The sequence below is a fragment of the Sphingorhabdus profundilacus genome, assembly GCF_009769755.1.
GTDB classification, from domain to species: domain Bacteria; phylum Pseudomonadota; class Alphaproteobacteria; order Sphingomonadales; family Sphingomonadaceae; genus Sphingorhabdus_B; species Sphingorhabdus_B profundilacus.
Genome location: NZ_SDWJ01000002.1, coordinates 1,179,753 through 1,192,677 on the forward strand (window position 1 = coordinate 1,179,753; position 12,925 = coordinate 1,192,677).

The 12,925-nt window shown below is 57.7% G+C and carries 14 protein-coding genes; 9 read left to right on the forward strand and 5 right to left on the reverse strand.

Annotation, left to right across the window (positions count from 1 at the left end):
* The first annotated feature begins 22 nt into the window (after positions 1-22).
* The 4 genes from EUU23_RS13585 to EUU23_RS13600 all read left to right on the forward strand — a co-directional run bounded on the left by EUU23_RS13585 (position 23) and on the right by EUU23_RS13600 (position 4,787).
* Complete coding sequence (locus EUU23_RS13585) at positions 23-1,084, forward strand: DNA-directed RNA polymerase subunit alpha (RefSeq protein WP_160354584.1); 1,062 nt, start codon at positions 23-25, stop codon at positions 1,082-1,084.
* A gap of 281 nt (positions 1,085-1,365) precedes the next feature.
* Positions 1,366-1,782 (forward strand): 50S ribosomal protein L17, encoded by a 417-nt coding sequence (rplQ, locus tag EUU23_RS13590; protein ID WP_160354585.1) that lies wholly within the window; start codon positions 1,366-1,368, stop codon positions 1,780-1,782.
* 407 nt (positions 1,783-2,189) lie between these two features.
* On the forward strand, positions 2,190-4,139 hold the full coding sequence (gene ftsH, locus EUU23_RS13595) for an ATP-dependent zinc metalloprotease FtsH (protein ID WP_160354770.1): 1,950 nt from the start codon (positions 2,190-2,192) through the stop codon (positions 4,137-4,139).
* Positions 4,140-4,160: 21 nt separating this feature from the next.
* Positions 4,161-4,787: a DUF3800 domain-containing protein gene (locus EUU23_RS13600; RefSeq protein ID WP_160354586.1), complete on the forward strand. Its 627-nt coding sequence runs from the start codon at positions 4,161-4,163 to the stop codon at positions 4,785-4,787.
* Between the two features lie 57 nt (positions 4,788-4,844).
* On the opposite strand, the gene EUU23_RS13605 is transcribed toward EUU23_RS13600, so the two are convergent.
* Together EUU23_RS13605 and EUU23_RS13610 are read right to left on the reverse strand one after the other, a co-directional pair.
* Positions 4,845-5,294: a DUF1465 family protein gene (locus EUU23_RS13605; RefSeq protein WP_160354587.1), complete on the reverse strand. Its 450-nt coding sequence runs from the start codon at positions 5,292-5,294 to the stop codon at positions 4,845-4,847.
* A gap of 117 nt (positions 5,295-5,411) precedes the next feature.
* Positions 5,412-5,609 carry a YdcH family protein gene (locus tag EUU23_RS13610; protein WP_160354588.1) on the reverse strand — a complete coding sequence of 66 codons (198 nt, stop codon included), beginning with the start codon at positions 5,607-5,609 and terminating at the stop codon, positions 5,412-5,414.
* Between the two features lie 154 nt (positions 5,610-5,763).
* On the opposite strand from EUU23_RS13610, the gene EUU23_RS13615 reads away from it, so the two are divergent.
* The 5 genes from EUU23_RS13615 (at position 5,764) to tilS (ending at position 11,277) form a co-directional block, all read left to right on the forward strand.
* Positions 5,764-5,931: a DUF465 domain-containing protein gene (locus EUU23_RS13615; protein ID WP_160354589.1), complete on the forward strand. Its 168-nt coding sequence runs from the start codon at positions 5,764-5,766 to the stop codon at positions 5,929-5,931.
* Positions 5,932-6,019: 88 nt separating this feature from the next.
* On the forward strand, positions 6,020-8,284 hold the full coding sequence (ptsP, locus tag EUU23_RS13620) for a phosphoenolpyruvate--protein phosphotransferase (protein WP_246156459.1): 2,265 nt from the start codon (positions 6,020-6,022) through the stop codon (positions 8,282-8,284).
* A gap of 36 nt (positions 8,285-8,320) precedes the next feature.
* Entirely contained in the window at positions 8,321-9,190 is an 870-nt protein-coding gene (locus EUU23_RS13625; protein WP_160354590.1) for a helix-turn-helix domain-containing protein, read from the forward strand.
* A gap of 207 nt (positions 9,191-9,397) precedes the next feature.
* Positions 9,398-10,330 (forward strand): tetratricopeptide repeat protein, encoded by a 933-nt coding sequence (locus EUU23_RS13630; RefSeq protein ID WP_246156460.1) that lies wholly within the window; start codon positions 9,398-9,400, stop codon positions 10,328-10,330.
* A complete protein-coding gene (gene tilS / locus EUU23_RS13635; protein ID WP_160354591.1) occupies positions 10,321-11,277 on the forward strand; it encodes a tRNA lysidine(34) synthetase TilS in 957 nt (318 codons plus the stop codon). Before EUU23_RS13630 ends, tilS begins: the two co-directional genes overlap by 10 nt.
* A 38-nt stretch (positions 11,278-11,315) precedes the next feature.
* Here the strand turns inward: tilS and ruvB are convergent, their stop codons facing one another.
* From ruvB to EUU23_RS13650, 3 genes are read right to left on the reverse strand one after another with little or no spacing between them, the layout of a single operon-like run.
* Complete coding sequence (gene ruvB, locus EUU23_RS13640) at positions 11,316-12,338, reverse strand: Holliday junction branch migration DNA helicase RuvB (protein WP_160354592.1); 1,023 nt, start codon at positions 12,336-12,338, stop codon at positions 11,316-11,318.
* On the reverse strand, positions 12,335-12,643 hold the full coding sequence (locus EUU23_RS13645) for a type II toxin-antitoxin system RelE/ParE family toxin (protein WP_343032726.1): 309 nt from the start codon (positions 12,641-12,643) through the stop codon (positions 12,335-12,337). The genes ruvB and EUU23_RS13645 overlap by 4 nt, the downstream gene beginning before the upstream one ends.
* Positions 12,633-12,887, reverse strand: a complete 255-nt coding sequence (locus EUU23_RS13650; RefSeq protein WP_246156462.1) for a type II toxin-antitoxin system ParD family antitoxin — start codon at positions 12,885-12,887, stop codon at positions 12,633-12,635. The genes EUU23_RS13645 and EUU23_RS13650 overlap by 11 nt, the downstream gene beginning before the upstream one ends.
* Positions 12,888-12,925: the final 38 nt, after the last annotated feature.

A 12,925-nucleotide genomic window follows, 5' to 3' on the forward strand; every position in this document is an offset into this window, starting at 1 on the left:
CCAACCTAGCTAGGGGAAATCCATGTCCGTCAATATCAAGAACTGGCAGGAACTGAAAAAGCCCAACGCCCTCGAACTCAAGTCTGGCAGCGATGCGAAGCGTAAAGCTACCTTCGTCGCCGAACCTCTGGAACGTGGCTTTGGCCTGACATTGGGCAATGCGCTGCGTCGCGTATTGCTCTCGTCGCTGCAAGGTGCAGCGATCACGTCGATCAAGATCGAGAACGTGCTGCACGAATTCTCGTCGCTTGCCGGCGTGCGAGAAGATGTCACCGACATCGTTCTCAACATCAAGCAGGTCGCCCTGAAAATGGAAGGCGAAGGCCCTAAGCGGCTTCAGCTTTCGGCCACTGGCCCCGGCGCGGTTACCGCAGGTGATATCTCTGTTTCCGGCGACATTCAGGTGATGAACCCGGATCTGGTTATCTGCCATCTCGACGACGGCGCGACGCTGAACATGGAAATCACCGCCGACAGTGGCAAGGGCTATGTTCCTGCCGTCGCCAACCGTCCGGCCGATGCACCAATCGGTCTGATCCCGGTTGACAGCCTCTATTCGCCGGTCCGTCAGGTCGCCTACAAGGTCGACAATGCGCGTATCGGTCAGGAACTGGATTATGACAAGCTCAGCCTGACCATCGAAACCGACGGCACCGTCACCCCCGAAGACGCCGTGGCCTATGCCGCGCGTATCCTTCAGGACCAGTTGCAAGTGTTCGTCCACTTCGAAGATTCGATGGCCGCAAGCTCGCCGATGATCGGCATGGCCGCCCCATCGGCATCGTCGGAAGAATCGGACGCGAACCAGCTCAACCGCTACCTCCTGAAAAAGGTGGACGAACTGGAATTGTCGGTCCGCAGCGCAAACTGCCTCAAGAACGACAATATCATCTACATCGGCGACCTCGTCCAAAAGAGCGAAGCCGAAATGCTCCGCACCCCCAATTTCGGTCGCAAATCGCTGAACGAAATCAAGGAAGTGCTGTCATCCATGGGTCTGCGCCTCGGCATGGATATCCCCGGCTGGCCGCCTGAAAATATCGAGGAAATGGCCAAGAAGCTCGAGCAGGAACTGCTGGGTTAATTGCCGGAAAGGAGAGGGCGCGCCCCTCTCCGCTGCGACTAGGGTCTGCGGTGCAGCCCCAAGTCTCGCTCCTCTCCCCTGAAGGAGAGAGGGCACGTGATTTTCCCTCTCCCCTTCAGGGGAGAGGATATGAAGCCTTAGCCGTCAGGCATAAGCGTAGTTGGAGAGGGGGAGGGGCCGCGCTGGCATCTCCGCCGATCAAAAACGGGCAATGGCTCCCCCTCAAGCGGGCCTGGATCGGGTTACCTCATACGGACCCCCTACGAACGAAGGAACTATTTATGCGCCATAAAGTTGGCCACCGTAAGCTTCAGCGCCCCACCGCGCACCGTAATGCAATGCTGCGTAATATGGCGGCGTCGCTGATCAAGCATGAGCAGATCAAGACCACCCTGCCAAAGGCGCGCGAATTGCGGCCCTATGTTGAAAAGCTGATCACATTGGCGAAAAAGGGTGGCCTGTCCAACCGTCGCCTGGCGATGAGCCGCTTGATGGACGATGTCCAGCTGGTGAAATTGTTCGACACGCTGGCCGCCCGCTATGCCGACCGCAATGGTGGCTATAGCCGCGTGGTCAAAGCCGGCTTCCGCGGCAGCGATGCGGCACCGATGGGCATCATCGAGCTGGTCGATCGCGATGTATCGGCCAAGGGTCAGGACAGCGGCCCTGTCGAAATGATGGACGACGACGCCGAATAAACCCGGCCTTCGCAGATAGATATTAAGGGCGGCATCCATGGCGGATGTCGCCCTTTATTGATTTGGGCCAGAAAGAATAGGAGAAGTGGATAGAGAGGGGCTTCCGATTTTTGCGCTATTACGTGAAAAATCCTGCACCGTTTCCGACAATCGTTGGAGTTAAAGGGAAAAGCTATTCTTTTACAAACGCGTCACCTTTGGCTCGAAGGCGTGGACAGCCTATCGCCTGCTGGCCCGTTTACGGTACAGGATGCCTGGAGAACGGATAGGGGTCCGGAATTGGACATTTCCGGACGTAGTTGGGCAAAATTTGCAGTTCATTATATTGTCATTCACGCATTCTCGCCTACATTGCATCTAATGTCCCGTCGCACTTTGCGCCGGTGAAGAAAATCAAGGCGTAAATGATGAACGACGAACCGGAGTCCAAAGGCAATCCGCTGTTGCGTAACATGGCGATCTGGTCGGCAATCATTGTCGCCATTTTGTTGGTTGCATCCATTTTTGGGGGATCATCGGAACCCGCCAAAGGCATCAGCTATTCCACCTTTCGGGATAAGGTTGAGGCTGGCGAAGTCAAATCGGTTGCCATCGCACCGGAACGGATTTCGGGTAAACTGCAAAATGACGAGATTTTCGTCACTATTCCTATCCCTGGTGATAACACGCTTTACCCGCTGCTCGATGAAAAGGGCGTGGATGTGCAGGGGAAGGCCGAAGAGCAGCCCAGCCTGCTGTTGATTCTGGTCTATCAGGCCCTGCCTTTTCTTTTGATCCTTGGCATCGCTTTCTTCGTTCTGCGCCAGATGCAGAAGGGCGGCGGCGCTGGCGGGGCGATGGGCTTTGGCAAGTCCAAGGCGAAGTTGCTGACCGAAAAGCATGGCCGCGTCACTTTTGAAGATGTCGCCGGTATCGACGAAGCCCGCGAAGAGCTTCAGGAAATCGTCGAATTTTTGAAAGATCCGCAAAAATTTTCGCGGTTGGGCGGTAAAATCCCCAAGGGTGCGTTGCTCGTCGGTTCACCCGGCACGGGCAAGACCTTGCTCGCCCGCGCAATTGCCGGTGAGGCAGGCGTACCTTTCTTCTCCATCTCCGGTTCGGACTTTGTCGAAATGTTCGTCGGCGTCGGCGCAAGCCGCGTGCGCGACATGTTCGAACAGGCCAAGAAGAACGCACCGTGCATCGTCTTCATCGACGAAATCGACGCCGTGGGCCGTAGCCGTGGCGCAGGCCTTGGCAACCAGAATGATGAGCGCGAGCAGACATTGAACCAGCTGCTCGTCGAAATGGACGGCTTTGAAGCCAATGAAGGCATCATCATCGTCGCCGCTACCAACCGTCCCGACGTGCTCGACCCTGCCTTGTTGCGTCCCGGCCGTTTCGACCGCCAGGTCGTCGTGCCGCGCCCCGACATTGATGGCCGCGTCAAGATCCTCGAAGTGCATATGAAGCGCGTACCGCTCGCCCCCGATGTCGATGGCCGCGTCATTGCCCGTGGCACCCCCGGCTTTTCCGGTGCGGACCTTGCCAATCTGGTGAATGAAGCGGCTCTGCTGGCCGCGCGCCGTGGCAAGCGCCTGGTCGCGATGCAGGAATTTGAAGACGCCAAAGACAAGGTCATGATGGGCACCGAGCGCAAGTCGATGGTCATGACCGAAGACGAAAAGAAAATGACCGCCTATCATGAGGCTGGCCACGCCATTGTGTCCATCCACGAAACGGCGTCCGATCCGATCCACAAGGCAACGATTATTCCGCGCGGCCGTGCGCTGGGTATGGTGATGCGCCTGCCGGAACGTGACAGTTATAGCTACCACCGCGACAAGATGCACGCCAACCTGTCGGTATCGATGGGCGGCCGCGTCGCCGAAGAGCTGATCTTCGGTTACGACAAGGTGTCTTCGGGTGCGTCGAGCGATATCCAGTACGCCACCAGCCTCGCGCGCGACATGGTCACCCAATGGGGCATGTCCGACGAAATGGGCCCGCTGCAATATGAAGAGCGGCAGGATGGCTATCTCGGCTATGGCATGTCGCAACGCTCGGCCATGTCGGACGAAACCGCGAAGAAGATCGACGCCGAAATCCGCAAGTTGGTCGAAGGCGGCCATAAGCGGGCGACCGACCTGCTGAAAAAGCACAGCAAGCAGCTGCATCTGCTGGCCAATGCGCTGCTCGAATTTGAAACCCTGTCGGGTGAAGAAATCAAGTCGCTGCTGGCCACTGGCAAGTTCGAGCGTGACGATGGCGCGATTGCCAAGCCGTCGAGCATCCCGCAAATCGGCACTTCTATTCCGAAGGCAGGCCGCCGCAAGACGGGTGACGTATCGGGCGAACCCAAGCCGCAAGGCGCGTAAGCACCGACCCGGTCCGGCACCATGCCGATCTATTGCGATGAATCAGGCGGCGTTGGCCGGGGTGTCATGACCCTGGCCGGGCTGTCCATCGAAGCCGCGGATGCCGAAAAAACCCTCGCCCGTTTCCGCGAAGTCACCGGCCTGACCGGCGAACTGAAGGGCAGCCGGATCGATCTGGCGGAACGCGCCTTGCTGTTTGAACTGTTGGGCGATGGTCCTTGGTCAGCGACCGTCGGCATCGCGATATCGGTGCTGACCCCAGCGCAGGGCAGCGACCGGGGCGACCATGACGCCGCTATCTATGCAGCTTTGTTGCAGGATGTGATTGGTGCGATGACCCCTGCGACTGACGGGTGCGTTAACGTATTTATCGACGATGGCCGCTATGGCCCCGACACGCTGGCGCGTGTCCGCAAGGATATCGCTACGATCATCGGCCCATGTGGGACAGCGCAACTGGAATTGAGTCACCGCTTGCCCGGCCTGCAAATTGCAGATGTCATCGCCAACACATTTTTCAACCGCGCCATGGTGACCGAACGGCAGGCGCGCATGGCGGCCATTGTCGCGCCATGGTTGGAAAGCGGCAAAATCAGAATGCTGCTTCTGTCAGATCCCGCCAAAAGCGAGGACAAAAATGCGAAATGATCGGCTTGCCGTCACGGCAAATGAAAATTTGCACCAGCGATAGTTTTGGCGTCGATTTCAGAATGAAGCGCGCAGGCGTTCGATCATGGCGTGCGGTTCGGATGCAGGGGCCGTGCGTGCGCGCATCTTGGTGCTGATCCGTTGCAGCCGGAAATAGAGGTCTTCACTTGCCGCGATCAGCGCTTTGGCTTCATCGGGAAAGCGTTGGACCTGAAAATCATCGCTGGCAGGTGAATAGCCAAGGTCGCGTTCATCTCCATGGCTGTCATGCTGCGAAATCTCTCCGGCGCGCATCGCTTTCTGGTTTAGCAACCAGGCTATGCTGTGCATCAGGCGAGTGGTTACCTTTAACGATTCGCACGAAAAGGCGACCGAGATTTCCGGCGAAGCAATCGCGGTGACCTGATCGCGGTCGAAATAGGAACGCGCCTCGTCGGCGAGCACCATCGCTTCGACATAGAGCGAGTCGAGCAGCTTGGGTGTCAATTCGTGATGCGGGCGTTCCATGGCCGGTCTATGCCACCACAGACGGGTTTTTGTTAGCTCAAAAAAGTCATAATCAAGGTTAACGTCGCGACTGTACCGGGATGAAACGCCTGATAGATAAATGTAAACCGCGAAGGGTCAGGCGATAATGTCTGGAACAAGCTGGTCTTCAAGCCGCATGATGCGGTCTTTCAATCCAAGCTTTTTCTTCTTCAGCCGGGCGATTTGCAACTGGTCTACACGCGTTTGCAGCATGAGCGCGCGAATGGCGTCATCAAGATCGCGATGTTCGACCTTGAGTTGTTCAAGAAGTTGCTGATACCCCTCGTCATTCATGCTCCCCTCTAGCCATATTAAAGTTAACAAGTCACCGTCAAAATGTGGCGCTACGCCGCTTTGGACCGATTGCGACATATTTGGGGAAGACAGTAGGATGCATTCGTGATTTACTGCCTACCCAATCGTCGAGTCTTACGAAAAGGAGTATGAGGTGAACAACAGCCATATATCCGCGCTACGCACGAAACATGCCCAATTGCAGGCCAAGCTGGAACGCGAAGAGGTGCGGCCGATGCCCGATACCAGCCTGATCCACACTCTCAAAAAACAGAAATTGCACGTGAAGGACATGTTGCGGCAGGAATCATCCCCTGCCTGAAGCGCGGTGGCTAGGTCCTGACCCTAATCTGAAACTATTTTAAGCAATGGGTATCGCTTGCCCACGACGCATCTGTTAGATGAGGTGCATGGAAAACGCCACCCGTTCTGCCCGTAACATATTGACCGGCCTGCACGAAGTTATGGCTTCGAAAAGCCATGCACAAACGAAGCTCAATCATGTCGTCAACATTATTGGCGAAGCACTGTCGAGCGAGGTGTGCTCCATCTATCTGTTGCGTGACGGTGCGCTGGAGCTGTTCGCGACGCGCGGGCTGAACGAAGCAGCGGTCCATGTCACCCGCCTTGGCCTTGGCGAAGGGCTGGTCGGGACCATCGCCGAAAATGTCGAGACGCTGAACCTGGACGAGGCCGCGGCCCACCCCAATTTCCGCTATGTCCCCGAAACCGGCGAAGAACGGTTTCACAGCTTTGCAGGTGTCCCTATTGTCCGGTCAGAACGCGCCGTGGGGGTGCTGGCGGTTCAGCATGTCGAAACTCGCAAATATGACGAGATCGAGATTGAGGCATTGCAGACGGTGGCGATGGTCCTTTCCGAACTAATCGCCAATGCCGACCTGATCGACGACCCCGAAACAGGCGGCGGCATAGAAACCGGAACAATCATTCTGACTGGCCTGCCGCTGGTCAAGGGGGCGGCGGCAGGGGTTGCGATATTCCACCAACCCAATGTCCGTATAGAACACACGGTTGCCGAAGATACAGAGGCAGAGCGCCAGCGGGTTTATTCCGCCTTTGACAAAATGCGCGAACAAATTGACCGCATGGCGAGCCAGATCGATTTTGGCACCGGCGGCGAACATGAAGAGGTCATCGCGACTTACAAGATGTTTGCCTATGACGAAGGCTGGAGCCGCCGCATCAACGAAGCCATTGACAGCGGCCTGACCGCCGAAGCCGCGATTGAGCGCGTGCAGCAACGCACGAGAATGCGGATGCGGCAGATTGACGATCCGCTGCTCGCCGACCGGATGCACGATCTGGAAGATCTGTCGAACCGGTTGCTGCGGATCGTGTCGGGGCAGATGAGCACGGCGGCGCAGCTCGGTTTGAAAAAAGACACAATCTTGCTCGCGCGCAATCTGGGGCCGGCTGAACTGCTGGAATATGACAAAAGACGGCTGCGCGGGGTCGTTCTTGAAGAAGGGTCTTTGACCGCGCACGTCGTAATCGTTGCGCGCGCAATGGGTATTCCGGTGCTGGGCCGGGTTCGTGGCATCCGCCACAAGGTGCGCGATGGCGATATGCTGCTGCTGAATGCCGATGACAAAAGCGTTATCGTCCGGCCCGCCGCCGGGACCGAAGAATTGTTCCAGCATGATCTGGTCGACCGGCAAAAGAAAAAGGCCCGCTATGCCGCCATGCGGGACGACGCATCGGTCACAAAGGACGGCGTTCCGATTACCCTGATGATAAACGCCGGGCTACGCGACGATATGTCTGCGCTGGCGACGACCGGGGCCGAGGGCGTGGGCCTGTTCCGCACCGAATTCCAGTTCCTGATTTCCGCAACCCTGCCGCAACGCGAACGGCAGCAGCGATTTTACCGCGATGTGCTGGAGGCGGCGGGGGACAAGCCGGTGATTTTCCGCACGCTGGACATTGGTGGTGACAAGGCGCTGCCTTATCTGAAAGACGAAACCAGCGAAGAGGAAAATCCGGCGTTGGGCTGGCGGGCACTGCGCCTGTCGCTTGACCATGCAGGGTTGATGAAAACGCAGGCGCGTGCGTTGATCGAGGCTTCGGCCGGTCGCACATTGCACGTGATGTTCCCGATGGTGTCGGAACCGTGGGAATTCGACGCCGCAAAAGCCATTTTTGAAGGGCAGATGAAGTTTCTGGGCAAACAGAAAAAGCAGTTGCCCAGCAAGATCCGCTATGGCGCGATGCTGGAGGTTCCCGCGCTTGCCGAAACGCTCGATATTTTGCTGCCCAAAATCCAGTTTCTGTCCATCGGCACCAATGATCTGACACAATTCCTGTTCGCCGCCGACCGCGCCGACCCGCGATTGGCGGAGCGCTATGACTGGTTAAGCCCGGCCATTTTGCGGTTTATCAAACGCGTGGTCACTGCGACGCAAGGCCATGATGTGGATGTCGCCATCTGCGGCGAAATGGGCGGACGCAGTCTGGAAGCACTGGCGCTGATCGGCCTTGGCATCCGCAGACTGTCGATCACGCCTGCGGCTGTCGGGCCGGTCAAGGCGATGATCCGTACCGCCGATCATGCCGCCATCGGGGCCAAGATGACCGAGTTGCTGGCGATGCCGACCGCCAATCTTCGCACCGAATTATCGGCATGGGCCGCAGCCCAGGGCATTGAAACCGGCTGATATCGCACCCTTTATCGATTGACTTTCAACAGCGGGATGCCATTGTCCGCGCATCCGCCCGGAGAGGTGGAGGGACATAGGGTTGTGGAGATTGCAGTGGGTGAAGATTCACCGAGTGAAGACGAGTTCCGGTTTCACACCGTCGGCGAACAGCTAAAGGCGGAACGAGAGCGCTTGGGTTTTAGTCTGGCCGATCTTGCAGCGCGCACGCGGGTGCCGATGCGACATCTGGAATCCATTGAAAAATCCGATTTTTCGGCGCTTCCCGGCTCGACCTATACGTTGGGTTTCGCCCGGTCCTATGCCCGCGCGGTGGAACTAGATGCGATTAAAATCAGCGCCGATTTGCGGTCAGAACTCGCCCAGAGTGGGCATGAGGGATATCAGGCGCCATTGCAAAATTACGAACCGACCGACCCCGCGCGTGTACCCTCGCGGACACTCGCCTGGACAGCGGCGGCCATCGGCGTGCTTTTTGTGGCAGGCTATTTCATATGGCGCAGTATGACGCTTGATGGTTCGGTGGACATTACAATGCCGGTCCCATTTGCCGAGAAATCGCAAATTGCAGCTCCGGCCCCCAAGGCAGCCCCACCCCCTTCGCCCGATATGACGGCGATGAAAGGACCTGTGATATTGACCGCAACCGACACGGTCTGGGTCAAGGTTTATGACGCCGAAAACAAGCGGCTTTATGAAAAAGAAATGCAATCGGGCGACAGCTATACCGTGCCGGCCGACGCCAACAAACCGATGATCGTAACTGGCCGGCCAGAAGTGCTGACCGTGACCGTCGGCGGAAAAACCGTTCCGTCATTAGGCCCACCGGAAAAGACCGTCGCCGATCTGGAAATCAGTGCTCAAGCCCTGTTGGCAAGAACCCCGACGGCAAATCCCGCACCCTGAGCTTGTTTCACCACCGGTGACTGCGTTCCAGCGTCCCATTTGCAGCGGCCATGAGTGGGACGCCACCCAAAGCGGAGTTACAGAGTGAGGCGCCGGATAACCGGCCTTATTCGAAACTTTACATAAATACATTGCGATAGGCCTTTATTGCCTGAATCGGGCAGGCTATAGGATCAGCTGTTGGTCAGCATTCTGGGGAGAAGCCCAATGATATTTCGAATTTTTTTAATGGGCAGCGCCGCGTTGATGTTGAGTGTTCCGGTGCACGCACAAGATGCCAATATCGACGGCCGCGTCGGCAAGCTGGAAAAGGAAATGCGCGCCGTGCAGCGGCAGGTATTCCCCAATGGCGCCGGAAAATTTCTGGAACCTGAAATCCAGACACCCAATGCGCCGAAACCGACAGGCTCTGCGTCCACGGCGACGGCAGATTTGTTGGCAAGGGTCGATACGCTGGAAACCCAGTTGGCAACATTGACCGGGCAAATTGAACAGCATGAAAATGTGATGCGATCAATGGAAAGCCGGTTGAAGACATTAGAGGCGCAGTTAAAGGCGCAGTCCGAAGCAACCACTGTCGAAGTGACAGAGCCGCCCGCAGCGGCTGCGATTATTGTGCCTGCGCCCAAACCGACGCCAGCAGCTGTAACCGTCCAGACCAAGCCCAAAGTTGCAGCCGTCGTCCCTGCGGCCAAGCCGTCGGCGGCACGCACGGCGGCGGTGGCGGCGGTGGAAAAACCGGCGACCGGCGATGTCTTTGAAGATGGCTACACTTACGGATACCGCTTGTGGGAGGCGAAATTTTATCCCGAGGCGCAGGTTATGCTGGAAGAAATCATCAAGAAAAATCCCAAGCATAAACGCGCCAGCTATGCCCGCAATTTGCTGGGCCGCGCCTGGCTTGATGACAAGAAGCCGGCCACGGCGGTGAAAGTTTTCTATGAAAATTACAAAAATGAACCGCGCGGCGACCGTGCAGCGGACAGCCTGTTCTACCTTGGATCTGCACTAACCGATCTGGGTAAAGCGGCCGAAGCGTGCGAAGCCTTTGGCGAATTGGCCAAGGCCTATCCCGATGTTGCCAGCGGACGACTGGCCGAACGGATGACAGCTGGCAAAATCAGGGCCAAGTGCACATAAAAATCCCCTGCGACGGGTTGGACCGGTTCCGTCAGGCGCTGGCCGATCTGGGTGTATTGAGGCAGGACCGGTTGATGCTCGCCATATCGGGTGGACCGGACAGTCTGGCATTGCTGTTGCTCGCCAGCCGGGTACTGCCGGGTCAGGTGGTGGCGGCTACTGTCGATCATCAACTGCGTCCCGAATCTGCGGATGAGGCGGATTTTGTCGGTGCCTTGTGCCTGGATCTGGCGGTTCCGCATGATATCATGCGGCCCGCGCATCCCATTGTCGGCAATATCCAATCCTCTGCCCGCGCGGCACGCTATGCCTTGCTGGAACAGGCCGCGGATGCCCATGGTTGCGCCTATATTGCGACCGCACATCATGGCGATGACCAGATTGAAACCCTGCTGATGCGGGTGGCGCGGGGCAGCGGCGTCGACGGCATGGCGTCAATTCGCGCCAAGAACGGCCGGATCATTCGCCCGATACTGGGCTTTGCCAAGGCTGAGCTGGAAGACATCTGCGCCGCCGCAGGCATAGATCCGGTGCGCGACCCCAGTAATGACAATGCCGATTTTGACAGGGTTGCGATGCGCCAATGGATCGCACAGACCGATCATCCGTTCCAAATTGACCGAGCCAACCGGACGGCGGCGGCGTGCGGCGATGCGGCAGATGCGCTGTCATGGATGACGCGGACGCTCGCAGATGAACGGATAACGCAGACGGACGACGCCATAACCTGTGATGCCCAGTCACTGCCCCGCGAAATCCAGCGCCGCCTGCTGCTGGAATCGATCCACCGCCTTGACCCCGGCCTGCACCCGAAGGGCGGGGCCATCGACCATCTGCTCATCCAGTTGCAATCCGGCAAATCGGCGATGATCGGCAATTTGATCTGCAAGGGCGGGCCGCGCTGGACCCTATCGCCTGCCCCCCCGCGTCGCACTGGCGGGCCTTGAAGCAAGGGTCGGTATCCTGACCCTAAGTTGTAAGCTTGCTATTTATCAAACAACCCATCCTGCGAACCGGCAGGCGGGTTGAGGCCCAGATGCTTCCATCCCGGTGCATTGAGTGCACGGCCACGCGCGGTGCGGGCGATGAGGCCGAGTTGCAACAGATAGGGTTCCACCACATCCTCGATTGTATCGCGTGGTTCGGACAAGCCCGCGGCCAGCGCCTCGACACCGACCGGTCCGCCCCGATAAATATCGGCAATCATGTATAGATACCGCCGGTCCATGGCATCCAGTCCCAGTGCATCAACCTCCAACCGGTTGAGCGCGGCATCGGCAATTTTTGCGGTGACCACCGGTTCGCCCGCAACATTGGCAAAATCGCGCACACGGCGCAGCAAGCGACCCGCGATCCGGGGCGTGCCCCGCGCGCGCTTGGCAATTTCATTCGCGCCGTCGGGCGCAATGCCCAGATCGAGCAAGCGGGCGGCGCGGGTTACAACCAGTTCCAGTTCGGCATGGGTGTAGAAATTCAGCCGCACCGGAATGCCGAAACGGTCGCGCAACGGCGTCGTGAGCAGTCCCTGCCGCGTTGTCGCCCCGACAAGCGTGAAGGCGGGCAAATCGATCCGCACCGACCGCGCCGATGGCCCTTCGCCGATCATGATATCAAGCGCGCGGTCTTCCATGGCAGGATAGAGAATTTCCTCGACCACCGGACTTAGCCGGTGGATTTCGTCGATGAACAAAACGTCGCCATCTTCCAAATTGGTCAGCAGCGCCGCCAGATCGCCCGATTTCGCAATGACCGGACCTGATGTCGCGCGGAACCCGACGCCCATTTCCTTGGCCACAATTTGCGCCAATGTGGTCTTGCCCAAGCCCGGCGGCCCAAAAAACAGGACATGGTCCAGCGGCTGCCCGCGACCTTTCGCCGCCTCGATAAAGACTCGCAAATTATCGCGCGCCGCGGCTTGGCCAATAAATTCGGCGAGCGTCTTGGGACGCAGCGCGGCATCGACATCTTCGGGGCGTTTGTCTGGCGTGGTGAGGCGGTCTTCAGTCACTGCTTCGCTTCCCTTAACGCCCGCTTCACATCCATGGCATGATGGATAATCCGGATAATAACTACGACATCATCCTGCACATGATAAATTATCCTATGTTGCCGGTGTGTAAGCTTTCGGATGCCTTTCCCCAGATCGGGTTCCAGCAGTCCAGCCTTCGGATGACGACGCAGCAGATCGAACAATTCGTCAAAGCCAGTAAAATAGCGATCAGCTACATCGGCGCTGAATTGCTCGATGCTGTATTTACGAATTACCACAAAATCTGCCCGAGCCGCAGAGCTTAATTTTACCCTAGTCACCACGAGCCGGATGCTCGGCCATAATTTCGCGCAGAACAACCTCGGGCTCTTTTTCTATGACACCCGATGCCAACCCTTCGGCAACCAATCCGCGCAGCCATGCAGAGTCGTCCATGGCTGCTTCCTGGTCGCGTCGGACCAGATCGCGCACATAGTCGCTTGCGCTGCTGTAGCGGCCTTCCAAAACCCTCGAATCTACCCAATCTTTGAGCGCGGGCGGAATGGATAAATTGAGCTGGGCCATCATATGAATATACAAATCCGCACAAATTTGTCGAGTAATTT

What these genes read in the sequence shown, in the direction of transcription:
- EUU23_RS13585 (WP_160354584.1), top strand. Translation starts at nt 23, where the DNA reads ATGTCCGTCAATATCAAGAACTGGCAGGAACTGAAAAAGCCCAACGCC.
- rplQ (WP_160354585.1), top strand. Translation starts at nt 1,366, where the DNA reads ATGCGCCATAAAGTTGGCCACCGTAAGCTTCAGCGCCCCACCGCGCAC.
- ftsH (WP_160354770.1), top strand. Translation starts at nt 2,190, where the DNA reads ATGAACGACGAACCGGAGTCCAAAGGCAATCCGCTGTTGCGTAACATG.
- EUU23_RS13600 (WP_160354586.1), top strand. Translation starts at nt 4,161, where the DNA reads ATGCCGATCTATTGCGATGAATCAGGCGGCGTTGGCCGGGGTGTCATG.
- EUU23_RS13605 (WP_160354587.1), bottom strand. Translation starts at nt 5,294, where the DNA reads ATGGAACGCCCGCATCACGAATTGACACCCAAGCTGCTCGACTCGCTC.
- EUU23_RS13610 (WP_160354588.1), bottom strand. Translation starts at nt 5,609, where the DNA reads ATGAATGACGAGGGGTATCAGCAACTTCTTGAACAACTCAAGGTCGAA.
- ptsP (WP_246156459.1), top strand. Translation starts at nt 6,020, where the DNA reads ATGGAAAACGCCACCCGTTCTGCCCGTAACATATTGACCGGCCTGCAC.
- EUU23_RS13625 (WP_160354590.1), top strand. Translation starts at nt 8,321, where the DNA reads ATGCCATTGTCCGCGCATCCGCCCGGAGAGGTGGAGGGACATAGGGTT.
- EUU23_RS13630 (WP_246156460.1), top strand. Translation starts at nt 9,398, where the DNA reads ATGATATTTCGAATTTTTTTAATGGGCAGCGCCGCGTTGATGTTGAGT.
- EUU23_RS13650 (WP_246156462.1), bottom strand. Translation starts at nt 12,887, where the DNA reads ATGATGGCCCAGCTCAATTTATCCATTCCGCCCGCGCTCAAAGATTGG.